Source organism: Oceanobacillus sp. GQ8, assembly GCF_059758495.1.
On sequence record NZ_JCAXEV010000002.1, the window covers coordinates 246,435 to 270,368 of the forward strand.

Annotated in this window: 23 protein-coding genes; 14 read left to right on the forward strand and 9 right to left on the reverse strand. The window is 40.1% G+C overall.

Going from position 1 to position 23,934, the window contains the following annotated elements:
• Positions 1 to 268 precede the first annotated feature (268 nt).
• From AC6CHS_RS06220 to AC6CHS_RS06235, 4 genes are read left to right on the forward strand one after another with little or no spacing between them, the layout of a single operon-like run.
• Positions 269 to 1,051 carry an ABC transporter ATP-binding protein gene (locus tag AC6CHS_RS06220; RefSeq protein WP_161464165.1) on the forward strand — a complete coding sequence of 261 codons (783 nt, stop codon included), beginning with the start codon at positions 269 to 271 and terminating at the stop codon, positions 1,049 to 1,051.
• 3 nt (positions 1,052 to 1,054) lie between these two features.
• Positions 1,055 to 2,062 (forward strand): NAD(P)/FAD-dependent oxidoreductase, encoded by a 1,008-nt coding sequence (locus AC6CHS_RS06225; protein WP_498234922.1) that lies wholly within the window; start codon positions 1,055 to 1,057, stop codon positions 2,060 to 2,062.
• Between the two features lie 3 nt (positions 2,063 to 2,065).
• Positions 2,066 to 3,043, forward strand: a complete 978-nt coding sequence (locus tag AC6CHS_RS06230; RefSeq protein WP_498234924.1) for an ABC transporter substrate-binding protein — start codon at positions 2,066 to 2,068, stop codon at positions 3,041 to 3,043.
• 4 nt (positions 3,044 to 3,047) lie between these two features.
• Positions 3,048 to 5,033: an iron ABC transporter permease gene (locus AC6CHS_RS06235; RefSeq protein WP_443148052.1), complete on the forward strand. Its 1,986-nt coding sequence runs from the start codon at positions 3,048 to 3,050 to the stop codon at positions 5,031 to 5,033.
• A 93-nt stretch (positions 5,034 to 5,126) separates the two neighbouring features.
• Here AC6CHS_RS06235 and AC6CHS_RS06240 read toward each other — a convergent pair whose 3' ends face one another.
• Entirely contained in the window at positions 5,127 to 5,651 is a 525-nt protein-coding gene (locus AC6CHS_RS06240; protein WP_498235681.1) for an SDR family NAD(P)-dependent oxidoreductase, read from the reverse strand.
• Entirely contained in the window at positions 5,603 to 5,902 is a 300-nt protein-coding gene (locus AC6CHS_RS06245; protein ID WP_498234926.1) for an SDR family NAD(P)-dependent oxidoreductase, read from the reverse strand. Before AC6CHS_RS06245 ends, AC6CHS_RS06240 begins: the two co-directional genes overlap by 49 nt.
• Before the next feature lie 173 nt (positions 5,903 to 6,075).
• Between AC6CHS_RS06245 and AC6CHS_RS06250 the strand changes: the two genes are divergently transcribed.
• Positions 6,076 to 6,285, forward strand: coding sequence for a helix-turn-helix transcriptional regulator (locus AC6CHS_RS06250; protein WP_498234928.1), 210 nt, complete (start codon positions 6,076 to 6,078; stop codon positions 6,283 to 6,285).
• On the forward strand, positions 6,282 to 6,704 hold the full coding sequence (locus AC6CHS_RS06255) for a hypothetical protein (protein ID WP_498234930.1): 423 nt from the start codon (positions 6,282 to 6,284) through the stop codon (positions 6,702 to 6,704). Before AC6CHS_RS06250 ends, AC6CHS_RS06255 begins: the two co-directional genes overlap by 4 nt.
• Positions 6,705 to 7,017: 313 nt before the next feature.
• Here AC6CHS_RS06255 and AC6CHS_RS06260 read toward each other — a convergent pair whose 3' ends face one another.
• A complete protein-coding gene (locus AC6CHS_RS06260) occupies positions 7,018 to 7,392 on the reverse strand; it encodes a hypothetical protein (RefSeq protein ID WP_498234931.1) in 375 nt (124 codons plus the stop codon).
• A gap of 59 nt (positions 7,393 to 7,451) precedes the next feature.
• Between AC6CHS_RS06260 and AC6CHS_RS06265 the strand changes: the two genes are divergently transcribed.
• A complete protein-coding gene (locus AC6CHS_RS06265; RefSeq protein ID WP_498234932.1) occupies positions 7,452 to 7,754 on the forward strand; it encodes a YfzA family protein in 303 nt (100 codons plus the stop codon).
• 171 nt (positions 7,755 to 7,925) lie between these two features.
• Here the strand turns inward: AC6CHS_RS06265 and AC6CHS_RS06270 are convergent, their stop codons facing one another.
• Complete coding sequence (locus AC6CHS_RS06270) at positions 7,926 to 8,597, reverse strand: SIMPL domain-containing protein (protein WP_498234934.1); 672 nt, start codon at positions 8,595 to 8,597, stop codon at positions 7,926 to 7,928.
• Positions 8,598 to 8,687: 90 nt separating this feature from the next.
• On the opposite strand from AC6CHS_RS06270, the gene AC6CHS_RS06275 reads away from it, so the two are divergent.
• Positions 8,688 to 8,900 carry a hypothetical protein gene (locus AC6CHS_RS06275; RefSeq protein ID WP_498234935.1) on the forward strand — a complete coding sequence of 71 codons (213 nt, stop codon included), beginning with the start codon at positions 8,688 to 8,690 and terminating at the stop codon, positions 8,898 to 8,900.
• 38 nt (positions 8,901 to 8,938) lie between these two features.
• On the opposite strand, the gene AC6CHS_RS06280 is transcribed toward AC6CHS_RS06275, so the two are convergent.
• The gene (locus AC6CHS_RS06280) at positions 8,939 to 10,003 is read right to left on the reverse strand and encodes an aldo/keto reductase (RefSeq protein ID WP_498234936.1); all 1,065 of its coding nucleotides are present in this window, start codon (positions 10,001 to 10,003) and stop codon (positions 8,939 to 8,941) included.
• 524 nt (positions 10,004 to 10,527) lie between these two features.
• Between AC6CHS_RS06280 and AC6CHS_RS06285 the strand changes: the two genes are divergently transcribed.
• Entirely contained in the window at positions 10,528 to 10,812 is a 285-nt protein-coding gene (locus AC6CHS_RS06285; protein WP_106898299.1) for a CD3324 family protein, read from the forward strand.
• An 824-nt stretch (positions 10,813 to 11,636) separates the two neighbouring features.
• Here the strand turns inward: AC6CHS_RS06285 and gnd are convergent.
• From gnd to AC6CHS_RS06305, 4 genes are read right to left on the reverse strand one after another with little or no spacing between them, the layout of a single operon-like run.
• Entirely contained in the window at positions 11,637 to 13,037 is a 1,401-nt protein-coding gene (gnd, locus tag AC6CHS_RS06290) for a decarboxylating NADP(+)-dependent phosphogluconate dehydrogenase (RefSeq protein ID WP_106898297.1), read from the reverse strand.
• A gap of 15 nt (positions 13,038 to 13,052) precedes the next feature.
• Complete coding sequence (locus tag AC6CHS_RS06295) at positions 13,053 to 14,411, reverse strand: gluconate:H+ symporter (RefSeq protein WP_106898605.1); 1,359 nt, start codon at positions 14,409 to 14,411, stop codon at positions 13,053 to 13,055.
• Between the two features lie 45 nt (positions 14,412 to 14,456).
• A complete protein-coding gene (gene gntK / locus AC6CHS_RS06300; RefSeq protein ID WP_498235682.1) occupies positions 14,457 to 15,983 on the reverse strand; it encodes a gluconokinase in 1,527 nt (508 codons plus the stop codon).
• Between the two features lie 4 nt (positions 15,984 to 15,987).
• A complete protein-coding gene (locus AC6CHS_RS06305) occupies positions 15,988 to 16,722 on the reverse strand; it encodes a GntR family transcriptional regulator (protein ID WP_058950288.1) in 735 nt (244 codons plus the stop codon).
• Positions 16,723 to 17,169: 447 nt separating this feature from the next.
• Between AC6CHS_RS06305 and AC6CHS_RS06310 the strand changes: the two genes are divergently transcribed.
• From AC6CHS_RS06310 to AC6CHS_RS06330, 5 genes are all read left to right on the forward strand, one after another.
• Entirely contained in the window at positions 17,170 to 19,209 is a 2,040-nt protein-coding gene (locus AC6CHS_RS06310; RefSeq protein WP_498234937.1) for a BglG family transcription antiterminator, read from the forward strand.
• A gap of 2 nt (positions 19,210 to 19,211) precedes the next feature.
• Positions 19,212 to 19,496, forward strand: a complete 285-nt coding sequence (locus tag AC6CHS_RS06315; RefSeq protein WP_498234938.1) for a PTS sugar transporter subunit IIB — start codon at positions 19,212 to 19,214, stop codon at positions 19,494 to 19,496.
• 30 nt (positions 19,497 to 19,526) lie between these two features.
• A complete protein-coding gene (gene ulaA, locus AC6CHS_RS06320) occupies positions 19,527 to 20,885 on the forward strand; it encodes a PTS ascorbate transporter subunit IIC (RefSeq protein WP_498234940.1) in 1,359 nt (452 codons plus the stop codon).
• Between the two features lie 84 nt (positions 20,886 to 20,969).
• Positions 20,970 to 22,967: a transketolase gene (gene tkt / locus AC6CHS_RS06325; RefSeq protein WP_498234941.1), complete on the forward strand. Its 1,998-nt coding sequence runs from the start codon at positions 20,970 to 20,972 to the stop codon at positions 22,965 to 22,967.
• Between the two features lie 105 nt (positions 22,968 to 23,072).
• Positions 23,073 to 23,867: a histidinol-phosphatase HisJ family protein gene (locus AC6CHS_RS06330; RefSeq protein WP_498234943.1), complete on the forward strand. Its 795-nt coding sequence runs from the start codon at positions 23,073 to 23,075 to the stop codon at positions 23,865 to 23,867.
• The last annotated feature ends 67 nt before the right edge of the window (positions 23,868 to 23,934 follow it).

The following is a 23,934-nucleotide window of genomic DNA, read 5'->3' on the forward strand; positions in this document are numbered from 1 at the left end:
CGAGAGAGCATCGGCCGAGAAAGTGAGAGTATCGCCCGAGATCAAGGAAACATCAGCCGAGGAAGTGAGAACATCGCCCGAGAGCGAGGAAACATCAGCCGAGAAAACTCCCTCCTGCAATAAGCTCACCAGTTAAACAAGGAAACTTTTCCGGACTTGTGAGAAAACTCCTACAAAACAGTGAAAACTTTGCGAATTCAATTGACAAATTAAACATATACCTATAGTATCAGTAGTAATGATAATCATTATCAATTGAGGTGAACACATGATACAGGTAGAAGATGTGCAAGTCGGATACGGTGATGCACTTATTATAGATTCTTTAAACCTTACTATTCCAAAAGGGAAAATCACGACAGTAATCGGCCCGAATGGATGTGGGAAATCTACATTAATCAAGACAATTGCCCGAATATTAAAAGCGAATAGTGGTGCGATTTACTTAGATGGAAAAGCCATTAGTCGAACCTCTACAAAAGATATAGCTCGTAAAATGGCTATTTTGCCACAATCAGCGGAAGCACCTGCTGGTTTAACGGTGAGAGAACTGATTACATACGGTCGTTTTCCTCATCAGTCAAAGTTTGGTAAACAAAAGCAGGAAGACTTGGATGCGATCGACTGGGCTCTTGAGGCAACCGGGTTAACGGACTTAGAAGCCCGTCCAGTTGAAGCGTTATCTGGCGGTCAACGCCAACGTGTCTGGATTGCGATGGCACTTGCTCAGGATACCGAAGTCGTCATTCTGGATGAACCGACAACATACTTAGATATGGCCCATCAGCTTGATATTTTACAGCTGCTGGATAAGCTTAATAAAGAACAGAACAAAACCATTGTGATGGTATTACATGACTTGAACCATGCTTCAAGATTTTCACATAACCTTATTGCAATGCGAGACGGAAAAGTCTTACAACAAGGTGCACCACATGAAGTGATGACAGCACCGAATCTGCAGGATGTGTTCCAGATTCAGGCGATGCTGACAGTCTGCCCATTTAGCCAAAATCCAATATGTCTTTCGTACGGCATGAAGGAGGCGTAGCCCATGTATGATGTAACCATAATAGGTACCGGTCCAGCAGGTTTATACGCATCTTTTTATAGTGGGTTGCGTGGCATGAAGACGAAACTCATTGACAGCCAGGCTGTGCTAGGTGGAAAAATACATGCTTACCCAGAAAAAATGATTTGGGACGTCGGAGGAATGCCACCACTTTTAGGTGAGCAACTTATTACTCGACTTTCTGAACAGGCTATTCTTTTCAATCCAACTGTTGTGCTAAATTCAAAAGTGGAAGGGATTTCACAACAAGATGGTGGGTTCCTATTGTCTACTGAAACAGGAGAGACTCATACCAGTAAAACGGTTATTCTCGCAACAGGTAGTGGAATTCTTACACCGAAAAAAATCGGCCTAGCAGGTGAGGAGAAATTCATTCAAACAAATTTACATTATACGGTAAAATCTTTAGCCCGTTTTAAAGATAAAGTCGTGTTGATTTCTGGTGGCGGAAATTCTGCCGTTGACTGGGCAAATACCTTAGAGCCAATTGCGAAAAAGGTGTATGTCACATACCGTAAGGATCACCTATCAGGCCACGAAGCAGAAATCGAAAGACTCTTGAACAGTTCCGTAGAGGTAATCTATCAATCTGTTATTACAGGGTTGAATGGTACCGATTATATTGAAAGTGTAACCTTGAATGGGACAGAACAGCTTCCAGTTGAGGAAGTGATTATTAATCACGGTTATGATAGTCAAAACGATTTACAGCAGCAAAGTGAAGTGGATATTAAAATGCATCCTGAATTCGGGATTCAAGGAACCAGCATGGCAGAGACTTCAGTTCCGGGAATTTTTGCAGCAGGAGATGCGGTTAATTATGATGGAAAAGTTCATTTAATTGCCGGTGCGTTTCATGATGCAGCGAATGCTGTAAACCGTGCAAAGCAATTTATTGAGCCAACTGCTGTTAAAACAGCGATGGTTTCTTCCCATCATGAGTCATTTAAAACTAAAAACAAAAAAATATACGCAGAATTGGAGTTATAATAAATGAAAAAGATCTTATTTATGTTATTAGTAGGGGTTCTTGTTTTAGCAGGATGTATGCAAAAAGATGAAGAGGATACTAGCTCGTCCGAGTCAGAAGATACAGCAAGTGAAAAGATTGTAATTGAAGATGGTTTTGGTGAACAGGAGTTTGATGAGGCACCACAAAAAGTTGTTGCAATCGAGTGGAGTATTGTTGAGGAATTACTAGCTGTTGGTGTACAACCAGTTGGGGTTACGGATATTGAAGGATTTAATAAATGGGTAACCATTGACGAGAAGTTAGATGACAGTGTAACAGAGGTCGGACTGAGAACAGAGCCGAATATTGAAGAAATTGCGAAACTTGAGCCAGATGTCATTATCGGCATGAAGGGGTATCAAGGCGAACTAAAAGAAGAGTTAGAGAAAATTGCTCCGGTCGTTATGTATGAAAACACCACCGATGAGGCAATTGGGGATTTATATGCAGACATGTTAAAAACATTTAAGCAAACTGCTAAGTTAGTTGGAAAAGAGCAAGAAGCAGAAGAACATATTACGAATCTAGAAGAAAAAATGTCTGCAGCAGCTGAGAACATTGAAGCGGCGGATTTACCAACGAAGGATTTTGTCTTTACACAAGCATATACGGTAAATGAAGCACCTACCTTCCGCTTGTTTACTGAAAACTCTACTGTGAGCCATGTATTGGAAGGTCTAGGACTAACCAATAAAATCCAGGATCAGGAACCACAATCTAGTGGGTTTATTGAAGCGAATGTAGAAGGTGTATCTAACTATGATGAGGCGCTCTTTATCCATACGGTGCAAGAGGATGATCCGTTGTTTGACAACTTGTCAGGAAACAGTGCATGGAACGGCTTAAACTTTGTAGAAGAAGATGCAATGTATGATGTAGGAGCAGGAGTGTGGACATTTGGTAGTGTTTTATCAATGGAGACGTTGATTGAGCATGTAGAAGAAGCACTCGTGAAATAAGGCTATGAATGTAAAAGCTACGCTATATTCTATTGGAAGTATCCTATTGTTTCTTGTCCTTGGGCTCATTCACGTGAGCCAGGGACAAGCTTCAGGTGGATTTTTTGCATTTTGGACAGAGGTTTGGCACGATGAGCAACAAATGAATTTCTTATTACATAGTCGTATGCCCCGTTTTGTGATTGGTTGTTTGGCGGGTGCTGCATTAGCGGTAGCTGGAATGCTATTGCAAACGATGACGAAAAACCCACTTGCCAGTGCAAGTACGCTAGGTATTCATGCAGGTGCCTACTTTTTCGTTGTTTTTTTCACGATTTTCTTCCCGGGCATAAGTGGTGCTTCCCCAATTGCAGTAACAATGGCAGGTGGTATATTAGCGGCTCTCTGTGTAACGTTCCTTGTCGGAAAGTCGCTAGACCCTGTGCGTATTGCATTAACAGGAATGATTGTCACGATGTTGTTTTCCTCGTTTACGAGTGCACTGCAGCTATTGTTTCAAAATGAAGTTTCAGGGCTTTTCCTTTGGGGAGCAGGTACCCTATTACAACTTGACTGGGGTGGGGTGCAGTTTGCTGCACCATGGATCCTGATTACCCTTGTCGTAGCACTTATTGTAAGTCGAAGATTTGATATTTTACTATTAGGTGATGAAACAGCGATTGGGCTGGGACAAAATATTACATTAAGCAAGCTTCTAGGCTGGGCAATTGCTATTTTGCTAGCGGCGGTTACGGTAACTGTTGTAGGGCCAATTGGGTTTGTTGGTATTATAGCGCCACATTTAGTCCGCTTAATGGGTTTCAGAATGCATCGCACCATGATCTTTGGCAACATTGTTGTGGGGGCCAGCTTGTTAATCGCGGCAGACATTTTAGTACGTATCATCTCGCAAACTTCTGAACTGCCCGTCGGCGCAATGACCGCAATTGTTGGAGCTCCATGGCTTGTTTACTTAGCATTGAAAATGAGTTCCCAGTCACGCGCGGCAGGGAACGCCTTAGAAGGCAAAATACGTATCACGCGCTACAAACTGTTTTATCCCATTCTTGCCGTTGTAACATTACTAATTGTGATGACGAGTCTATCCTTCGGTGGAACCAGTTTTACGAAGTTGCTAGAATTACCGCAGGAAATCATGTATAACACATTTGTTTGGGACATCCGTGTGCCGCGTGTATTTGTTAGCTTCGGTGTCGGCATGATGATGGCAATAAGTGGCCTTTTGATGCAAACGGTGTTGCGAAACCCGCTTGCAGATGCTTCTGTACTTGGAATAACGTCTGGGGCTAGTGTGTTTGCCATGTTGTTTATCATCGTTTTCCCACAAGCTCCTTTTATATTCGTTCCAATCGGTGCATTACTTGGTGCTCTTATTACCATGGGGATCGTACTCGCAATTAGTGCACGTAGTGGGTTCCAACCTATGATTCTCCTTTTAATGGGGATCGCGATTTCTGCCGTTGGTGCTGCCATCATTCAGATTTTGCTGGTAAAGGCCAATGTGCATGCTACCCAGGCCCTAACGTGGCTAGCTGGTAGCACATATGGCGTGGGTTGGGGTCACTTTATCATTTTCATCATTGCGATGATTATTATTTTTCCTATTGTGGTTTCCTTGGCTACAACGTTTGAGATCATGTCCTTTGGGGATGCCGTTTCGATTGGTCTTGGGGTTAAAACAGATCGTATAAGATTATTAATGATTGTTCTAGGTGTGGTTTTATCTGCTATTTGTGTGTCAATTGTTGGTGCGATCAGCTTTGTTGGACTATTGGCGCCACACATTGCAAGGCAGCTTGTCGGCCCTAAATTGCTACGATTATTGCCGTTAACATTAGCGGTTGGTGGAATACTCCTGTTATCTGCAGATTTTCTTGGTCGCTTTGTCCTTGCACCTAAAGAAATTCCAGCAGGGATCATTGTTTCCTTAATCGGTGCACCATATCTTCTATATTTATTAAAGAAAACCAATACGGTGAAGAGTAAATAGAAAAAAGCATCCTCCCCTTAATTTAGAGGGAATGGATGCTTTTTTTACTAGGAGAAGGATACCTATCCTACGCATCAATACGTTCCTTACTAATTAATTTGCTGTTAAGCCACCATCAACACGATATTCTGAACCGGTGATAAACTTACTTTCATCAGAAGCGAGGAAGAGAACTAGATTGGCAATGTCCTCTGCTTCCCCGTAACGTGCTAGTGGGATTGCTTTCGTTTGCTCTTCTTTTGAGCTGCTTGGGTCGTCCGGGTTTTGTCCTTTCTCGATGGACCGCATCATCCTTGTATTAACTGGTGATGGATGAATAGAGTTGACGCGGACTCCTTTATCAGCAATTTCCACTGCAGCTGATTTAGTTAAACCAACAATCGCATGTTTAGATGCTACATATGGAGCAAGTCCTGGAAAGCCACCAAGTCCGGCAACAGAAGAAGTGTTAATAATGCTACCACTTTCTTGCTCAGACATGACGGGAAGCACGTGCTTCAGACCAAGAAACACTCCCTCGCCATTAACGGCCATAACCTTTTGATAGTCTTCTAGTTTTTGTTCAGCAATTAGGGCAACTTCGCCTTCAATTCCCGCGTTATTGAAAAAGATATCAATAGATCCAAATCAAATTGCTCTTTCGCTTTATTCACATACCCTTTTACTTCTTCCTCATTGGTTACGTTAGCCTTCACTGTGGCAATTTCACCAAACTGATCTAGGTCAGTTTTTACTTCATCTAACGCATTCTGGTTCATATCTACTAATAGTACTTTAGCACCTTCTTTTAAAAAGGTTTCGGCTGTTTTCTTCCCGATACCACCGGCGCCACCTGTAATGACTGCTGTTTTACCTTCTAATCTAGGCATAAAGATATCTTCCTTTCTGTTATATTTTAATATATATGGTTCATATCGCCTATATTATTTCTGTTCGCGAAATAAAGAGAACAAAACATGATGTAAAGATGTCTTTACGTATAAGGAGAACTTTGCTACTCTATATGTAAAGATATCTTTACCGTCGCATGGAGGTCGAGCATATGGGAGTGATTAATCATATTAAAAAGATCCGTATTGAAAAAGGGATCACGCAAATTCGAATGGCGGAGGATCTTCAAGTTACACGCCAAACGATTAATGCCATTGAGAAAAATAAATATAATCCGAGCCTAGAATTAGCTTTAAAGCTAGTAGACTATTTTAATGTGCCAATTGAAGAGATATTTATATTGGAGGAGGATGACACATGAATACAAGCGAAAGGAAGAAATGGGTAGCGATCTTAGAAAAATGGAGACCGTTTTTTATTATTGCATGTATTGCAGTTGGGTCTATTTTGGGGGCGTTTCTCGTTTATTGGTTTGAAGGAGAGTTTCCATACGAAGTGCTTGTGGGTGGCTTGTTAGCAGTTGTCATTTTAGCAGTAATAGAAGTGATAAAGAAAAGACGCAAAAAAGACAATGTACCGGAAGCAGATGAGAGAGTAGTGCGCAATGTATTCCGCTTTTTTGCATTCACTTCACATATCTTTTTAGCTGTTTTATTTATTGGAATGACAGTATTCACCCTAATAGGAAATGACGGAATCCCATTACTCTATTTATGGCTCTTTTTCTTTGCGTATATATGGGTTACAGGGATTGGTTCTTTGATAGCAAAAAGGAGATAAGAGTCGACGTGGCAGAGGCCACCTTCGAGACTGGAGAGACATTACAGCATATAATGAATCATGCTGACAAGGCTTTGTATAGGGCGAAACAGGTTAGTGTTATCCCGGAGCAAGCGTCCGTAAGACTCCCCCTTCAAAACATGAAGTGAAACCGTGAAGTTTTTAGTGGGAGTAAACGGACGCTAACACCCCGATTCGTTCAGCTAACAATCAGTGGTGAAAAAACGATAACCTCCACTGATTGAAGTTTCACGTTATGAAGATTTAAGTAGAGAGACAGTGGAGTGACCATGCCTCTCTTTAGATAGAGCTATTACGATAATAGCGCCGCCATATCTTCCTTGGATAATGCTTGATCCATCATTTTAATCTGCTTCGTAAGGTTTACCTTAGCTCCAATGACGGCAGCTTCAGGTAACACACAGGGAATGGCCTGCTGAATGGTTTTCCCTTCAAGGTCATAAAACACATAACCTTCTTTTTCATCTAGAATAAAGGAGTTAATTTTCATATTTGGTGTGATCAGCAAGGTAATCTTCTCTTGATCATTCCACATTACTTTTAGAATCGTTTTCTTGCTTGCTTTCTTTTCAACGTATGCTTTTAGTTCTCTTAATGAAACGGTCTCTTCCATGGGGTAGCCTCCAAGTATTGCTGGTTGTTCATTCGTTACTATTAACTTTAGCATAGAATTATATGAGTGGTAAGCATCATCTGATTTCTGACCAAATAGAGAGGAGTGCGCAAATGAGGAAAAAGAGAGAGAAAGGACCAAAGAATCTTGTTCGAAAGTGGGTCATTACAATAGGTGGCTTTGTTGTGATGCAAATTGTATTCATTCTGACAGATGGAACGTTCCTTGAGGCAAACAGCAAAAAGCTGGGTGATGTGGCATATAATATAGTAGATTCGAAGTTCTTTTATGATTGGTTGATATTGTATGTAAGCCCGATTTTCAATATTATTACATTGCTCACTGTACTGCATATTATTTTTCATGGAACGAAAGATTTGGTCCGAATTAGCATTCCGAGAAGGTCATCTAATTAGGGGGGAGACCATGTTGAAACGACTATTGAAAAGTTCATTTTATTTTCTGTAACAAGTATTGGTGTCATTTTCTTTCTTCTGTATATAAAAATGCAGAAGCTGTATCAGCAAGAATGGAAAAAGAATGACTTGTGATAACAGCTTCTCACTTGTCGATAGTAGCTAAGAAAATTAATAGCGAAACTTTACTTCCAATGTAGCACGAATGACAATCTGTCCTGGCTCTATAGGTGTTGCTCCAGCTTCTGCGGACAAGGCTAGTTTAGAAAAAGGGACTGGCATCGTATCTGTTCTTTCTTCGATTCTGAAAGGGATGGGGTTCAAGTTTACTTTCATAGATGTAGCAATCGCGTTTGCTTTATCATAGGCGTTGGCTAATGCCTCCTGGAGTGCCTGTTGTTCGTATGTGTCGCTATTTTGGACGGTGAATTGAATAGAGTTGACTTGGTTTGCTCCACTCTCTACAGCTGCATCCAATATATTCCCAATTTGATCGATTGCTGTTATCTCCACTGTAATCATGTTTGTTACCTGGTACCCTCTAAGAATTTGTTCCCCCTCAATGAAGTCATAACGTGGGTTCACTGTATAACTAGTGGTTTGTATGTTTTCCCGGGGGACCCCGAATCGTAACAGTGCTTCGATAACCTGGTTCATGGCAGTGGCGTTTGCTTGTTGAGCTTCAAGAAGGGAGACGTTTTCTGTCATGACTCCCAGTTCTACATTCGCAACGTCAGGCTGCACGGAAACGGATCCATTTCCTACTACCGTCATAACCTGGTTTGATCCATTATGATCGTTGGGCATGTTTTGCCTATAAGCATTTACATATGGATAATACATACTTATTTCCCCTCTCCGGTCTTTTTTAAATACTATGCTGATTCAGGAGAAATGATTAGAGTAGTTTATTTGAAGAGAGGAGACGAGTCAATGAATCAGGTAATCTCAGCGATTTATATAGCAACGTCACTGCTAATGTTTTTTATTATTAGGGTTATCGTCATGTATGATGAATGGATACTTCCTGAAAAGCCTCTAGCGTTTATGAAAATGTCTGTTTATTACTTTCCGTATATTCCTTTAGTTATTGGTTTAGTCTATTTAGGTATTCATATCAATTCACTTCGTAATAAACATGAATAATGAAAAAGGCAATGGGTCGATTCCCAATGCCTTTTCTTTTAAATACCTAATGTTTTTTTATATTCTTCTAAATATGGCATTTCAGAAGGCGATCCTTGATCCATGGCAGCCATTACACGGTGCCATAGAGGATAGATTGGTGCCGGACGTGCGACAGATTCAATCTTGTCATGCTCTTCCTTTGTTAACTTTATTTCATAGGAGTTAATATTCTCCCGTAATTGTTCTTCATTCCGTGCGGCGATGACCACGGGCCCAATATTAGGTCGATCTTTCACCCAAGAAAGTGCGATTTGCGGAACGCTCGCTCCACGTTTTTCGGCAACTTCTTTTAAGACGTCAATGACGTTGTATAATCTTTCGTCATCCATTACCCAGGGCTCTGGCCATCCCTCGCCCTGTCTTGTGTTTTTCGGCGCACCGTTATTGCGGTCAATTTTACCTGTAAGAAGTCCTTCACCAAGTGGGCTCCAAATCATCGAGCCAATGCCCATTTCACTCGCTGCTGGTAGTAGCTCATATTCCGCTTCGCGAGCTTCTGGAGTGTAGTAGATCTGCTGACAAACCGGCGCGATATAGCCAGGCTTTTCGGCAATTGATAGCGTTCTTGCTAGCGCCCAACCACTATAGTTGGAAACACCCCAATAGCGAATTTTTCCGGATTTTACGAGTTCTGTCATGGTTTCAACCGTTTCTTCAATCGGTGTACGACCATCCCATAAGTGAACAAAATAAAGATCGATATAGTCTGTACCAAGACGCTCTAATGATTCATCAATGGAGTTTTTTAGATTGATTCGGGAAGCACCACGAGCGTTCGGATCATCGCTGAGAGGGAAGCCTGTTTTTGAGGTTAATATCACTTCATCTCGGCGCCCTTTGATTGCTGCACCTAAAACCCGTTCAGCATCACCCCGAGAATAAAGGTTTGCTGTATCAAACATATTGATGCCAGCATCCAATGCAATATCTACCATCTTGCGGGCCTCTTCTTCTTTTACATCTCCAGCAGGTTCAAAACCGTTTGTACCACTAAATGGAATGGTTCCAAGTATATACTTCGGTACACGAAGACCGGAGTTTCCAAGATTAATATATTCCATTATATCCCTCCATGTATTTATAACGCTTTATTATAGAAGTACCCTGATTGGAAGGGAGGATAAACGTTAGGGTTCAGTGAACATAAGGAAATGAAAAGATGGTGAAATGGCCAAACAAGGTTCGAGAAAAACATCTCGGATTTCTATTTTACGCCATGAGTATTGCTGGCAAAAAACAATTATAATCATTCTTTCCCTTGCCCTTATAGCATATCCTATGAGTTAATAAGGATGTCGGACCGACAGACTCTTGTGAAAGGAGGCTGATTATGATTTACGCAGAATTTGAGGTGATTTCCGCATAGCGGGAATCTCAACGTTTGGGGTCGCATTAAGCGACCCCATTTATTATCTCATCATTATTCGGAAAATTAGCATCTTTCCGTAACTGAAAAAGTCGATTATACTTAAGGACAAAGAAGTAAAAATAAAAAAACTGGAAGAAAGGAGATGAAGATTGATGATTAATTGGAATCTGTTTGAACACCGTAACAATGGAGACTTTTTGAAGGAGGACGTAAACCGTGCAATACAAAAATGGAAAAGAGGTTCTTCCCCCTAACCTTTTGAAAGAAATGCAGAAATATATTCAGGGAGAACTGATTTACATTCCCAAGAAAAAAAGTCAACGGGCGGGATGGGGAGAAGTAAACGGTTCACGGGAGATTATTGCCCAGAGAAATGAAGAGATTTTTAAGATGTCTAGAGAGGGAACCTCCCTTGAAGAGCTAGAGCAGATGTACAATTTGTCTATAGACAGCATTCGAAAGATCATATATAAAACGCGTAATATTTGCGATGAAACGTAAAAGCGTTCATAGGAAAAGCCGAGTTGAAATAAAGAAAGCGTGGTGAAAAAGTGGCATCTTTTCATCACGCTTTTTCATGTTGGTTATAGGAAACCACTATTTTTTATACAGGATAGAGGGTGTAAAGAATGGTTATAATCATTCTCTCCCTTGTTTGGTATGGTTGTTTCGTGAGTTAATAAGTATGTAGCGATAGCTAATGGTGAAAGGAGGCTGCATTATGTTGAATGCGTTAAAAAAGGTGATTTTAGTATAGTGTTGTTCAAAAAGTCCAGTAAAAACTTTTTGAACACGCAATATAAACAGAAGTTGAAATAATTGGTATTACCACCTGAAAGTATGCTTACTTTTATAAGTGAGTGAATTTCGGGGATATGTCTGTCACCGTGCCGACCTGAAGCCTTCCCGGTTGTTAAGAAACAGGTAAAACAACGTAAGGGGGGAATCACCGTGTGTTATCATTTAGATATTTATAGAAGTATCACAAACGACCGTATAGAAAATCTAAGAAAAGAAGCTAATGGAAATAGAAGAATGAATGACAATGAGGTTATCGATTGGTGGATAAGTACAAACATGCTTTTCATATTGTTTTTTCGATCGGGGAAAGGCTAATGAGCAAAAGGCAAGAGGTGGATATTACATTCTCGGAGACGAGTTTGGTTTAACCTATATATTAATTAAATTTCAGTTTACTACTAAAATCATAGAAATGATGATTATAAAAAGCCAAGAGCTAGTTTGTTTACAGACTCTTGGCTTTTTATAGTTCTCGTCTTTACATTCTAAACTTTTACTAGCAATCAGGTATAGTTTTTAATCACCTAATACCACTCGGTATGGAAAATTCCATCTTTGTCTTTCCGTTCGTAAGTATGAGCTCCAAAATAATCACGCTGTGCCTGAATCATATTGGCGCCACTTTGTGCGGAACGATAGCCATCATAGTATGTTAATGAGGCACTAAAACAAGGTAAGGACATGCCGTTTTCCATGCCCTTCATCGTAACCTGACGAAGTGACGCTTGGTATTTACCTGCTTTTTCCTTGAAGTAAGGGGAAAGCAATAGGTTTGGTAAGTTAGGATCTGCCTTAAAGGCTTCACTAATCGGATTAAGGATATCAGCTCGGATAATACAGCCGCCTCTGAAAATCAAGGCGATCTCATCGAGTTTCAATTCCCATCCATAGTGGTCAGATGCTTGTTTGTATTGATGGAAGCCTTGCGCGTATGCCGCAATTTTTCCCATGAAAAGTGCTTCCTTGACTAGGTTGAGCCATGTATCTTTGTCGATTTCCTCATCTGTAATAGATGGACCTGTTAATTCTGCTTCTGCTAAAACGCGCTCCTCTTTTAGTCCGGAAAGATATCTAGCAAATACAGACTCTGTGATGATGGAGAGTGGTACACCGACATCTAAGGCATTTTGACTTGTCCATTTACCAGTACCTTTTGAACCGGATTTATCGAGAATGACATCAATCATTGGCTGCTTCGTCTCCTCATCCACATGGGTGAGGATTTCGCTTGTGATCTCGATCAGATAGCTTTCCAGCTCTGATTCATTCCATGATTTAAATACATCTGCAATTTCGTTTACAGTAAGTCCTAGCTTTTCTCGTAAGAATTGGTAGGCCTCCGTAATTAATTGCATGTCCGCATATTCAATCCCATTATGGACCATTTTTACGTAGTGACCTGATCCTTCATTACCCAGGTAGGTGCAGCAAGGCTTTCCATCAACCTTTGCAGCAATTCCCTCCAAGATTGGAGCAACCTGTTTGTATGCTGCCGGGTCGCCACTTGGCATGAGAGCTGGTCCGTTAAGTGCCCCTTCTTCACCACCAGAAACACCAACGCTTAAAAAGTGAAGTCCAGCACGTTTAAGTTCATGGTATCTTCTGTTCGAATCTTGAAAGTTGGAATTACCACCATCCATGATGATATCCCCTTTTTCGAGTAGAGGGATCATTGATTTAATAACAGAGTCTACAACAGGACCTGCTGTCACCATCATGAAAATTTTTCTTGGCTTCTCTAAGGAAGCGATAAAACTTTCAAGCTCGTAATGTGCCTCCGCATTTTCATTTGGAAATTCGGCAATGAAATTTTCTGTTAGATCCGGCGTGTAATTATAAACAGCAACCTTCTCTTGGTGATTCACCATATTTTTTGCAAGGTTTGCTCCCATTACACCGAGCCCAAATACACCTATTGAATTCAATTTATGACACATCCTTTAAACAAATATACTTAGTAGTAAAATGAAGCCTAGGCCCACAACGGAAATTACGGTTTCAAGTAAAGTCCATGTGGAAAAGGTTTCTTTCATGGTTAAACCAAAGAATTCCTTAAACATCCAGAAACCTGCATCATTTACGTGTGAGGCGATTACGCTACCGGCCCCTGTTGCTAAAACCATTAATGCCAGGTTGACATCTGTTCCTTGCATTAACGGAATCACGAGACCCGCTGTTGTTAATGCGGCTACTGTTGCCGAGCCTAGGGAAATTCTTAAGATTGCAGCGATAATCCATGCCAATAGAATTGGTGACATACTACTACCCTCAAATAATTCTGCCACAGAATCGCCAACACCACCATCAATAAGTACTTGTTTAAGGACACCGCCACCACCAATAATGAGTAGCATCATACTAATGGAACGAATGGATTCTTCTGCAGATTTCATGACATCTTTCATTGGAATGCTTCTTGCAATGCCCATTGTGTATATAGCTAGCAACACTGATAAAAGCAATGCAGGAGTTGGTTCCCCAATCAGGTGCACAATTTCAAAAAATAGATTGTCTGAAACGCCCCAGACATCTTGCAGCAAATCTATAATTGTGGCGAACGCCATTAGAATAACTGGGAAGATAGCCGTAAATACGCTGATCCCGAAACCTGGTGTGTCTTCTATTTCAAATTGTTTTACTTCACCTAATGATTTAATATCCCCGGTTTTCTGGAAGGCATCCGGCACAAGTTTTTTTGCAACAATGGTAAATAGTGGACCCGCTATAACCACGGTTGGAAGCGCAATGATTAAACCGTAAATTAAGACCATTCCAATATTTGCTCCGTATTGCTGGGCAATAACTGTTGGCCCAGGATGTGGTGGTAAAAATCCGTGGGTCACAGATAACGCAGCAATCATCGGAATCCCTAAATAAAGGGTAGAAACTTTTAGCTGTTTTGCAATCTGATAAACGATTGGAACTAGCAATACTAGACCAACCTCGAAAAATAGTGCAATACCAATAATAAAGGAGGCAATTACGACGGCCCATTGGATATTTTTTTCCCCAAATTTTTTAATTAATGTAAGCGCGATACGTTGGGCGCCACCCGCGTCAGAAATGAGTTTACCTAAAATGGCACCAAACCCAAAGATTAGCGCAATGTCTCCAAGTGTATTGCCCATCCCGCCTTCAATTGAACCAACAATTTCATGAAGTGGCATTCCTAATGCTAAAGCCACTAGAAACGAGACAACGATTAGCGAAATAAACGTATTTAAGTTTAATTTCATAATTAATAGTAATAAGACGACAACCCCTAAAGCTACTATGAAAAGGGGGGTGAGATTTTCCATTACAGACACAACATTCAGCTCCAATCTAGTTAGTAAGTGTTAACGTTATTTTAATTTTTCTTGATACTTGGCGATTTGCTCGTACTCATCTTCCAAGGATCTAGAGATCCGTATGAAAATGGCCATCAATTCACGATAAGATTCCGCGTGTGAGTTATCTGGCTCATGTTTGTTTGTATAGCCGATTAAGTCTTCTGCCACATCAAAGGAGTCAATTTTTCCTTCGGCATAAAGGCCTAATAGACAGGCTCCAAGACAAGATGACTCATGGCTTTTCGGGATGACGACATCCTGATCAAAGATATCTGCCATCATTTGGCGCCATAACTCTGATCTGGCAAATCCGCCTGTTGCTTTTATGGCCGTTACATCGGTATCCATGACCTCTACCAATGCAAGGAAGACAGAGTATAGATTAAAGATGACACCTTCTAATGCTGCACGTACCATATGTTCTTTTTTATGATTTAAGGTTAATCCAATAAAGGAACCGCGAACATTTGCATTCCATAGCGGTGCACGCTCCCCAGCTAAGAATGGATGGAAGAGTAAACCGTTCGCGCCTGGTTCAACACGACTAGCAATCCTCGTCAGAACCTCATAAGGATCGACGCCTAAACGTTTTGCTGTTTCTACTTCACTTGCTGCAAATTCATCACGAATCCAGCGCAGCACCATGCCACCATTATTGACTGGACCACCAATAACCCAATGATCTTCTGTTAAGGCATAGCAAAAAATTCGGCCCTTTGCATCTGTTCTTGGCTCAGGGATCACGGTACGAATGGCACCACTTGTCCCAATGGTGACAGCTACTTCCCCTTCCTTGATGGCGTTTACACCAATGTTAGAAAGAACGCCGTCACTAGCACCGATAACAAAGCGTGTATCCGTTTTAATGCCCATCTCACGAGCTAAATCAAGGTCACATCCCGTTAGAATCTCCGTTGTGGAAGCAAGACGTGATAATTGGTCTGCTGAAATCCCTGCGATTTCCAAGGCTTCCTTATCCCACTCCAATGATTTAAGGTTCATCATCCCGGTTGCTGATGCAATGGAATGATCTACTACATAGTCGCCAAACAATTTATAGAAGACATATTCTTTAATTCCAATGTATTTTTTTGCTCTCTGCGCAATCTCTGGTTTATCGTGCTGTATCCATGTAATTTTACTTAATGGGGACATCGGATGAATTGGTGTACCTGTTCTTAAATAAACGTCATGCCCATTCAACTCTGATTTGATTTTCTTAGCCCAATGGGCACTACGGTTATCTGCCCATGTAATACAACGGGTCAGAGGCTGATTCTTTTCGTCCATGGCAATCACACTATGCATCGCACTGCTGAACGATATAAATGATAGATTATCAGGATTAATACCTGAATGGTTCATAACATTTTTTATGGATAGTCGGACAGCCAAAAATATTTCTTCCGGGCTTTGCTCAGCTGTTGAAACATCTGGTGTGCTTAGGTCATAACCATTGTTCTCCTGTGCCACTATTTCGCCCGTCTCACGATACAATACTGCTTTTGTACTTGTTGTCCCAATATCGACTCCAAGCATATATTTATTTGAATTCAATACTCTCCCTCGCAATCTTCATCATTTCTTCATTACTCCATAACTGTTCTACTTTATTCTGGACATCATTAAAGTTTTTATAAAATGCTTGATTAATCAAATCGGTATCTTTATTTGCGATCGATTCCATGATTAATTCATGATTGGCAATCACACGCTCAAAGTCTTTATCGTTCTCTTCCAATCGGTAGCGCATGGATAGAAGGATTAAACACTCCATAACGGGTTTAATATTCGACCAAAGCATGGAAATATAACGATGATCAATGGATCGGATGATCGTTTCATGAAACTCTAGGTCGAGAAAAGAAAATTCGTCGATATCCTTATACTTGACCGCAATCTTCATCATTTCAATTAACTTTTCAAGCTCACCGACCAGTTTGCCGTTATCCTTATGCAGCAAGCGCTCAAAAACAAAGGATTCCACCATCAGGCGTATATCATATATTTCTTCAATATCTTTTTCGGAAATTCCAACTACAACAACACCCATTCGTTCAGGTCGAACTAAGTTTTCAGTGGTTAATGTCCTAAGTGCTTCCCTGATGGGTGATCTACTTACTTGAAATTCTTTGGCAAGCTGGTTTTCGGTTAAAACGGTTTCATCTTTAATAGCCTTTGTGATAATCCGCATACGCAACTCTGCCACTACTCTTGCACCCATTGACGCATTTACTAGTCTCTTTTCTGGGTAAAGGGCTTTCATATGAATCAACATCCTTTAAATAGAAGATGAATACTTGTATACAAGTATCCTAACATATGTATTTTTTGTTGTAAACGCTTTTAATAGCCTCTATTTAAAATTGGATAATCGATGCTGTGGGTGAAAGTATTGGTGTATAGCTTGAGAAACCATTGGTAAATAACATTGTTAAGGAATGAGGTTAAAGGGGACTGGAACAAATTGCCATTAGTATTTTTTAAATGGATTATAATATCTTAAGGTCCAACTTCCTATATGATATTAATCTGCTGTGTAATTAACGGTTCTTATTAATAGGGGCACCTTCAAGTAGAATAATAGGTACATAGTTGGAATACAACATAATAATGATAGACAGCCCAATAGGTGTCTAATTGGGCCTTCATTAATTGGGCTAAGATGTTATTGTGCTAGCAATGTAAGCGTTTTATAATTTGGGTGAGAGGTGGAGGGGTACTGTTGTTTGACCAGAGGTCCTATAGGCTTTTTGAAGAAATAATAAAACATGAACTGATTACGAAACAGGAGTTAATGAGGCAACTAAATTTAACTGATAGGCAGTTAATGTACGACTTGGAAAAGCTTAACCACGCATTAAGTTGTAATAAACTTCCTAAGTTTGATATTCATCATCCAACAATTCACGTTGACGATCAATTGAAAAATCTTTCCAAGGAAAACCTACTTCTTGAAATGCATACAAATCCATTCACTGTTTCTGAACACGATAGAGTTTATCTGATTTACTTATATACTTTTATACGCAAGGAGCCAGTATCGAATTATCATTTTCAGCTATTGCTAGGTGTAAGTAAAAATACTGCATTAACCGATGTTAAAAGGTTAAAAGACATGTGTAAACAATGGAATAGCGAATTTAATTACACGAGAATGGATGGCTATCATATTGTCGGAAATGAGATGGACAAACGAAGAATGGCAATCTTCAGTGTGAATTATTTGCTTTCTCAACCTCTCGGAAAAGAAATTATTGTCTTAGCATTAAAGTCATGGGGAAACACAGAGATTTTAATAAAAACACAGCAGATAATAAATACTTTTTTGAAAGATAAGGGACTGAATCTTGTAAAAAGCAGAAAAGCGGAAATGATAATTCATCTGGCATTTATAAATGTACGTAATCAACATATGGATTTGTTGTTAACTGAATTTGAAAAGCAATTACTTGAACGGCAAAGCATGTTTAATTATGGGAAAGTATTAGCAGAAGAACTTTTCTCTGAAGGAGGTGGGAATGAGAGCTATTATGTAACGATTCAATTATTAACAGCACTTCAAGTTGTTACGAGTAGAGATAATCGCCCTTTGGAAGTTCTTGCAGGGCAAATCGTAGACGAATTTGAAAGAAATACACTCTTACCCATAAAGCAGAAAGAATTTTTGAAACGAAGTTTATTTGATCATCTTGTTCCTGCGTTTTTTAGAATTACGTTTGGAATACCATTAGTCAATACCCTAACGGAAACCATTAAAGCTGAGTATACCGAACTATTTCAATTTGTGGAGAGGTCACTCGCTCCATTGACGCTCTGGACAGGTAAAGACATCAGTGAAGCTGAAATTGGATATTTCACAATGCACTTCGGAGGCTTTCTGGAAAACACGAAAAAACTTAAGTCCGATAAGATAACTGCTCTAATCGTTTGTTCGAATGGCTTAAGTTCGTCTATTATGCTTGAAGCACAATTGAAAGATATGTTTCCTGAAGTAGTTTTTTCCAGAGTGAACAGCGGTGACAAGCTTGAGGATATTTCTACCAGTACGTATGATTTGGTATTTTCGACTGTTCAGGTCGTCTCTGTTAAGCCGGTATTTATTGTTAAACCGCTGTTGTCATTGGTGGAAAAGAACTATCTAAACCAATCTGTCATTAAGCAGTTCCCCAGCTTAAGCGAACGTAATTTCTCAGTAGATCAATTGATGGAAGTAATTAAAAAGCATACAGAAATTAAAAATGAAAACAAATTGTTTTCCGACCTAGTTAATCTATTTTACTCACATAACCAGAGCAAGGGGATGCATAAACCAATGTTATCAGAGTTACTGACACAAGAAACTATCTGTTTTACAGATGAAATTCTGGATTGGAAAAAGGCAATCATGGAGGCATCACAGCCATTGGTTCAGTCCAATAAGGTACAAAAACGGTATGTTAATGCCATGATTACGAATGTAGAAGAAGTAGGGACATATATTCATATCGGTAAAGGAATTGCTATCCCACATGCTAGGCCGGAAGACGGCGTTAACCAACTGGGCATGTCTTTCTTGAGAACGAGAAAACCGGTTTTATTGTTAGACCAAGATGATCATAAAATTGATATTTTTATCTGCCTAGCAGCTGTGGACAGTGAAGCACATTTAAAGGCACTAGCTCAGTTAACTAAAATTTTGGGTGACAAAGATCTGCTTGAATCCATAAAGAGTGCAGAAACTGCAGAGCAGGTCATCGAAATAATAAAAAAAGGGGAGGAATAATAATGAAAATTTTGGCAGTGTGTGGATCCGGTTTGGGGACTAGTTTTATGGTAGAAATGAATATTAACCAAATTTTGAGTGAGTTAGGTGTAACGGATGTAGAAGTCTCGCACTCTGATTTAAGTTCAGCAGTTCCAGGAGATGCAGATGTATATTTTCTTGCAAAGGATATAGCGGATGGTGGAGCGCACCTAGGAGAAGTTGTAGTCATGGAAAGTATTATTGATATGGATGAATTAAGGACAAAGGTAAAAAAGGTGTTGGAAGAGAGAGGAATCATTCTTTAAAAATAATAAGATCTTGGGGAGGATATGCTTATGAGTACACTGATTGATATTTTGAGTCAACCAGCAATATTAGTAGCATTAATTGCATTAATAGGTCTTGCTGCACAAAAGAAAAAAATGTCGGACACAGTCAAGGGAACGACCAAAACATTCGTCGGTTTCTTGGTGATTTCAGCTGGTGCGGGTATATTACAAACCGCTTTAACTCCATTTGGGGCAATGTTTGAAGAAGCATTTAATGTTTCCGGTGTTGTGCCTAATAATGAGGCAATTGTGGCACTCGCTTTGACTGACTATGGTACAAATACAGCACTTATTATGTTTTTTGGAATGGTTGTCAACATCTTAATTGCAAGATTTACTCGTTATAAATATATATTCCTGACAGGACACCATACTTTATACATGGCAGCTATGTTAGCAGTGATAATGGCCGTTGCAGGATTTAACACATTCGGATTAATTGCTGCGGGTTCTATTGCATTGGGTATTATTATGACTTTATCTCCAGCTATTCTTCAACCATTTATGCGACAGCTTACAGGGAATGACAATGTTGCTTTAGGGCATTTCAGTGCAGTCGGATATGCTGCAAGTGGCTTGGTTGGCAAACTGTTCAAAGGAAGTAAAGAAAACAACACTGAAAATATCAACTTTCCGAAGGGTCTTGGTTTCTTACGTGATAGTACGGTGAGTATTGCACTAACAATGATTATTATGTATGTTATTGTAGCTTTGTTTGCTGGCCCTTCATTCATTGAATCTGAATTAAGTGGCGGTACAAACTTCCTAGTATTTTCATTCATACAGGCTGGTAGCTTTGCAGCTGGTGTATTCATTATTCTATCAGGTGTTCGTTTGGTACTTGCGGAGATTGTACCTGCATTTAAAGGAATTTCTACCAAACTTGTGCCTGATGCCAAACCTGCATTAGACGTGCCTATTATATTTACATTTGCACCAAATGCTGTTCTAATCGGATTTTTTGCAAGTTTCATTGGTGGGATCTTTAGTATGGTAATTATGGTTTTCGCTGGGGGTGTCATTATATTACCAGGTGTGGTTCCACACTTTTTCACAGGTGCAGCTGCCGGAGTCTTTGGTAATGCAACTGGTGGATTTAAAGGTTCCATTGCAGGGGCTTTTGTAAACGGAATCATTATCTCGTTCTTGCCTGTATTCTTAATGCCGGTGCTTGGAGAGCTAGGCTTTGCAAATACAACATTCTCCGATGCGGATTTTGGGGTTTCAGGCATATTCTTTGGTACATTGGCAAACTACTCCGGGCCAATAGCCATTACCATTGGTTTAATTGTAATTATTGCTTTAATGGCAATCCCTGCTAAAAAGAAAAAGTCTAGTCATAAAGGGGAAGAAAAAGCTGTTTAATTCAGGTTGTACATGGTGAAGTTCTGTTGAGCTTCACCATGTTAATGAATGAGCTACAGATAATTAATCTCTGGAGGTTTTGCAATGACAATATTACATTCAACAATACAGGACTTATCCATTAATACCATTCGTACTTTAACAATCGATAGTGTCGAGAGAGCACAGCATGGGCATCCTGGAATGCCGATGGGGGCAGCTCCCATGGCATATAGCTTATGGAAAAATGTGATGAATATTAACCCCGAAAATCCAAGTTGGTTTAATCGCGATCGTTTCGTATTATCCGCTGGGCATGGTTCTAACTTATTATATAATTTACTTCATCTTTCCGGATTTGACGTAACAATGGAAGATTTAAAGAATACAAGACAATGGGGAAGCAAAACTCCGGGTCATCCGGAATTTGGAATAACCCCTGGGGTGGAAGCAACAACAGGGCCTCTAGGGCAAGGTATCCCTGTGAGTGTTGGAATGGCTTTAGCTGAAAGGCATCTTGCTGACACGTACAATAAGCCAGGTTATCCAATTGTAGACCATTACACCTATACAATATGTGGTGATGGTGACTTGATGGAGGGGGTATCTTATGAGGCAGCATCACTGGCTGGCCATCTAAAGCTTGGCCGTCTAATCGTCCTCTATGACTCTAATGACATCAGTTTAGATGGCGAATTAGATTTGACCTTTACAGAGGATATTAAGAAGCGCTTTGAATCATATGACTGGCAGTATTTAAAAGTTGCAGACGGCAATAATGTAGAAGCGATCACAAAGGCCATAGAGGAAGCGAAAGCTGATGCGGAACGACCTGCGATTATAGAAGTGAAAACCGTTATTGGCTACGGTTCACCAACCTTGCAAGGTACACATAATGCACATAGTGATCCATTGGGAAAAGAAGAGATTGAACGTACCAAGAAGTTTTATAGTTGGAATCATGAAGATTTCTATGTCCCAGAGGAAGTCTACAAAGACTTTGGAAGTATAAAAGAAAATGGGTTGGCAAGAGAAAAGGAATGGAATAAGCTACTTGCTGAATATCAGCAGGAATACCCTGAACTTGCAAACGAGTTGGAAAGAGTTGAAGCCAGAGATTTACCTGTTAATTGGACGGATGAGTTACCAGTTTATGCAGAGGGTGGTGAGCTCGCCACACGTGTTGCTTCAAGCGAAACGTTAAATGCTTTGGCTGAGAAACTAACCGAATTAGTGGGAGGGTCAGCCGACCTAGATTCATCTACCAAGACTAGATTAAAGGAATACGTTGACTTAAACAGCAAGGATTATTCTGGCAGAAATATCCGTTTCGGTGTACGAGAGTTTGCCATGGGGGCTATTTCCAATGGACTCGCGTTACATCACTTACGCCCATTTGTGAGTACATTCTTTGTTTTCTCAGATTACCTGCGACCAGCAATACGTTTAGCTTCGTTGATGAAATTGCCGGTAACCTATGTCTTTACTCATGATTCAATTGCAGTTGGCCAAGATGGACCAACACATCAACCCATTGAACAGCTTGCATCCTTCCGAGCAATGCCAGGGGTTTCTGTAATTCGTCCAGCAGATGCAAATGAAACTAGAGAAGCTTGGAAAGTAGCTATTGAGGAAACGGATAATCCTACAATGCTAGTCTTGGGAAGACAGGGTTTACCAACATTAGCTAACACGGATAAATTGGCTGCCAATGGTGTTCGAAAAGGAGCCTATACCGTTTCGGAAGCAGCAGGTAAAGCAGTTGGTATTATTATAGCAGCAGGCTCGGAGGTTTCGTTGTCAATTCAAGCTCAATCGTGTCTAGCTGAAGAAGGTATATTTGTAAATGTAGTTAGTATGCCATCATGGGACTTGTTTGAAAAACAATCACCTGAGTATAAAGAAAGTGTACTGCCAGCCAACCTACCAAAACGCTTAACGGTTGAAATGGGAGCCAAAATAGGGTGGAGAGAATACGCAGGCTCAGAGGGGGCAGTGATGAGCATTGATACTTTCGGAGCATCAGCACCTGGTAATGAAGTTATAGAAAGGTATGGCTTCACTGTAAGTAATGTGGTTAATAATTTTAAGCAACTATTGTAAACTATAATGAGAGGGTAACCTTTTACAGGGTTGCCTTCTTGCTTTTGTAATGACAATATTACCATTCAATAGTTTTATAGCTAAATAGTCATAGGAGGAGACAAGATGTACCTTACAGATTATCATCATCATACAGATAATTCTTTTGATTCCAAAGCTAGTATGGATAAAGTATGCTCGGAAGCAATAAAAAAAGGGATTAATGAAATTTGCTTTACTGAACATTATGCAGTAAACCCTAATCTGCCTACATATGGTCATATGGATTTTCAAAGGTACTTTAACCAAATTGAACAAGTACGAAATAAATACGGCAAACATTTAGTAATTAAAGCTGGTATTGAACTTTGTGAACCTCATTTACTGAAGGAAACCTATAGGGAGGTTCTACAGGAACTTGAGTTGGATTTTATTCTAGGGTCTGTACACAATATTAACGAAATAAAATTGAGAAAGTTTATGAGTGGTAAAACACCTGTAGAAGTTTATCAAGGTTATTTTGATGAAGTCTTCTCACTAGTGTCAAATGCTGATATAGACGTTATTGCACATTTGGATTTGATGAAGCGCTATGCTATCGAAGCAAAAGGAAATTATGATTTCAACCACTTCCAAAAAGATCTCGAAAGAATTCTCTTAAAAGCCATTGAGAGAGGGATCGGCCTAGAAATTAATACATCGGGAATCTCTAATGTAAAGGTAAACGAAGCATTTCCGAACATAGACGTCCTAAAGCTTTATCATTCTCTGGGTGGACAAATACTGACTGTCGGGTCGGATTCTCATCTTGCTGAAACAGTGGGCGCGCATCTTAAAGATGCTTTGTCAATTGCAAAAGAAGCTGGCTTTGAATACATCTATACTTTCGAACAAAGGCAGCCAAAGAGAATAAAAATTTAGCTTCCCTTCATGTCGTGCCACATGTTCTACTGATATTCATTATTGGGAAACTGTCAGAAGCAAATAG

Coding starts and splice junctions, on each gene's coding strand:
- AC6CHS_RS06260 (WP_498234931.1), bottom strand. CDS start 7,392: ATGCTAAAGTTAATAGTAACGAATGAACAACCAGCAATACTTGGAGGC.
- AC6CHS_RS06235 (WP_443148052.1), top strand. CDS start 3,048: ATGAATGTAAAAGCTACGCTATATTCTATTGGAAGTATCCTATTGTTT.
- AC6CHS_RS06265 (WP_498234932.1), top strand. CDS start 7,452: ATGAGGAAAAAGAGAGAGAAAGGACCAAAGAATCTTGTTCGAAAGTGG.
- AC6CHS_RS06225 (WP_498234922.1), top strand. CDS start 1,055: ATGTATGATGTAACCATAATAGGTACCGGTCCAGCAGGTTTATACGCA.
- AC6CHS_RS06330 (WP_498234943.1), top strand. CDS start 23,073: ATGTACCTTACAGATTATCATCATCATACAGATAATTCTTTTGATTCC.
- AC6CHS_RS06245 (WP_498234926.1), bottom strand. CDS start 5,902: ATGCCTAGATTAGAAGGTAAAACAGCAGTCATTACAGGTGGCGCCGGT.
- AC6CHS_RS06270 (WP_498234934.1), bottom strand. CDS start 8,597: ATGTATTATCCATATGTAAATGCTTATAGGCAAAACATGCCCAACGAT.
- gntK (WP_498235682.1), bottom strand. CDS start 15,983: ATGCTTGGAGTCGATATTGGGACAACAAGTACAAAAGCAGTATTGTAT.
- AC6CHS_RS06230 (WP_498234924.1), top strand. CDS start 2,066: ATGAAAAAGATCTTATTTATGTTATTAGTAGGGGTTCTTGTTTTAGCA.
- AC6CHS_RS06250 (WP_498234928.1), top strand. CDS start 6,076: ATGGGAGTGATTAATCATATTAAAAAGATCCGTATTGAAAAAGGGATC.
- AC6CHS_RS06220 (WP_161464165.1), top strand. CDS start 269: ATGATACAGGTAGAAGATGTGCAAGTCGGATACGGTGATGCACTTATT.
- AC6CHS_RS06255 (WP_498234930.1), top strand. CDS start 6,282: ATGAATACAAGCGAAAGGAAGAAATGGGTAGCGATCTTAGAAAAATGG.
- AC6CHS_RS06295 (WP_106898605.1), bottom strand. CDS start 14,411: ATGGAAAATCTCACCCCCCTTTTCATAGTAGCTTTAGGGGTTGTCGTC.
- AC6CHS_RS06315 (WP_498234938.1), top strand. CDS start 19,212: ATGAAAATTTTGGCAGTGTGTGGATCCGGTTTGGGGACTAGTTTTATG.
- tkt (WP_498234941.1), top strand. CDS start 20,970: ATGACAATATTACATTCAACAATACAGGACTTATCCATTAATACCATT.
- AC6CHS_RS06280 (WP_498234936.1), bottom strand. CDS start 10,003: ATGGAATATATTAATCTTGGAAACTCCGGTCTTCGTGTACCGAAGTAT.
- AC6CHS_RS06275 (WP_498234935.1), top strand. CDS start 8,688: ATGAATCAGGTAATCTCAGCGATTTATATAGCAACGTCACTGCTAATG.
- AC6CHS_RS06305 (WP_058950288.1), bottom strand. CDS start 16,722: ATGTTGATTCATATGAAAGCCCTTTACCCAGAAAAGAGACTAGTAAAT.
- ulaA (WP_498234940.1), top strand. CDS start 19,527: ATGAGTACACTGATTGATATTTTGAGTCAACCAGCAATATTAGTAGCA.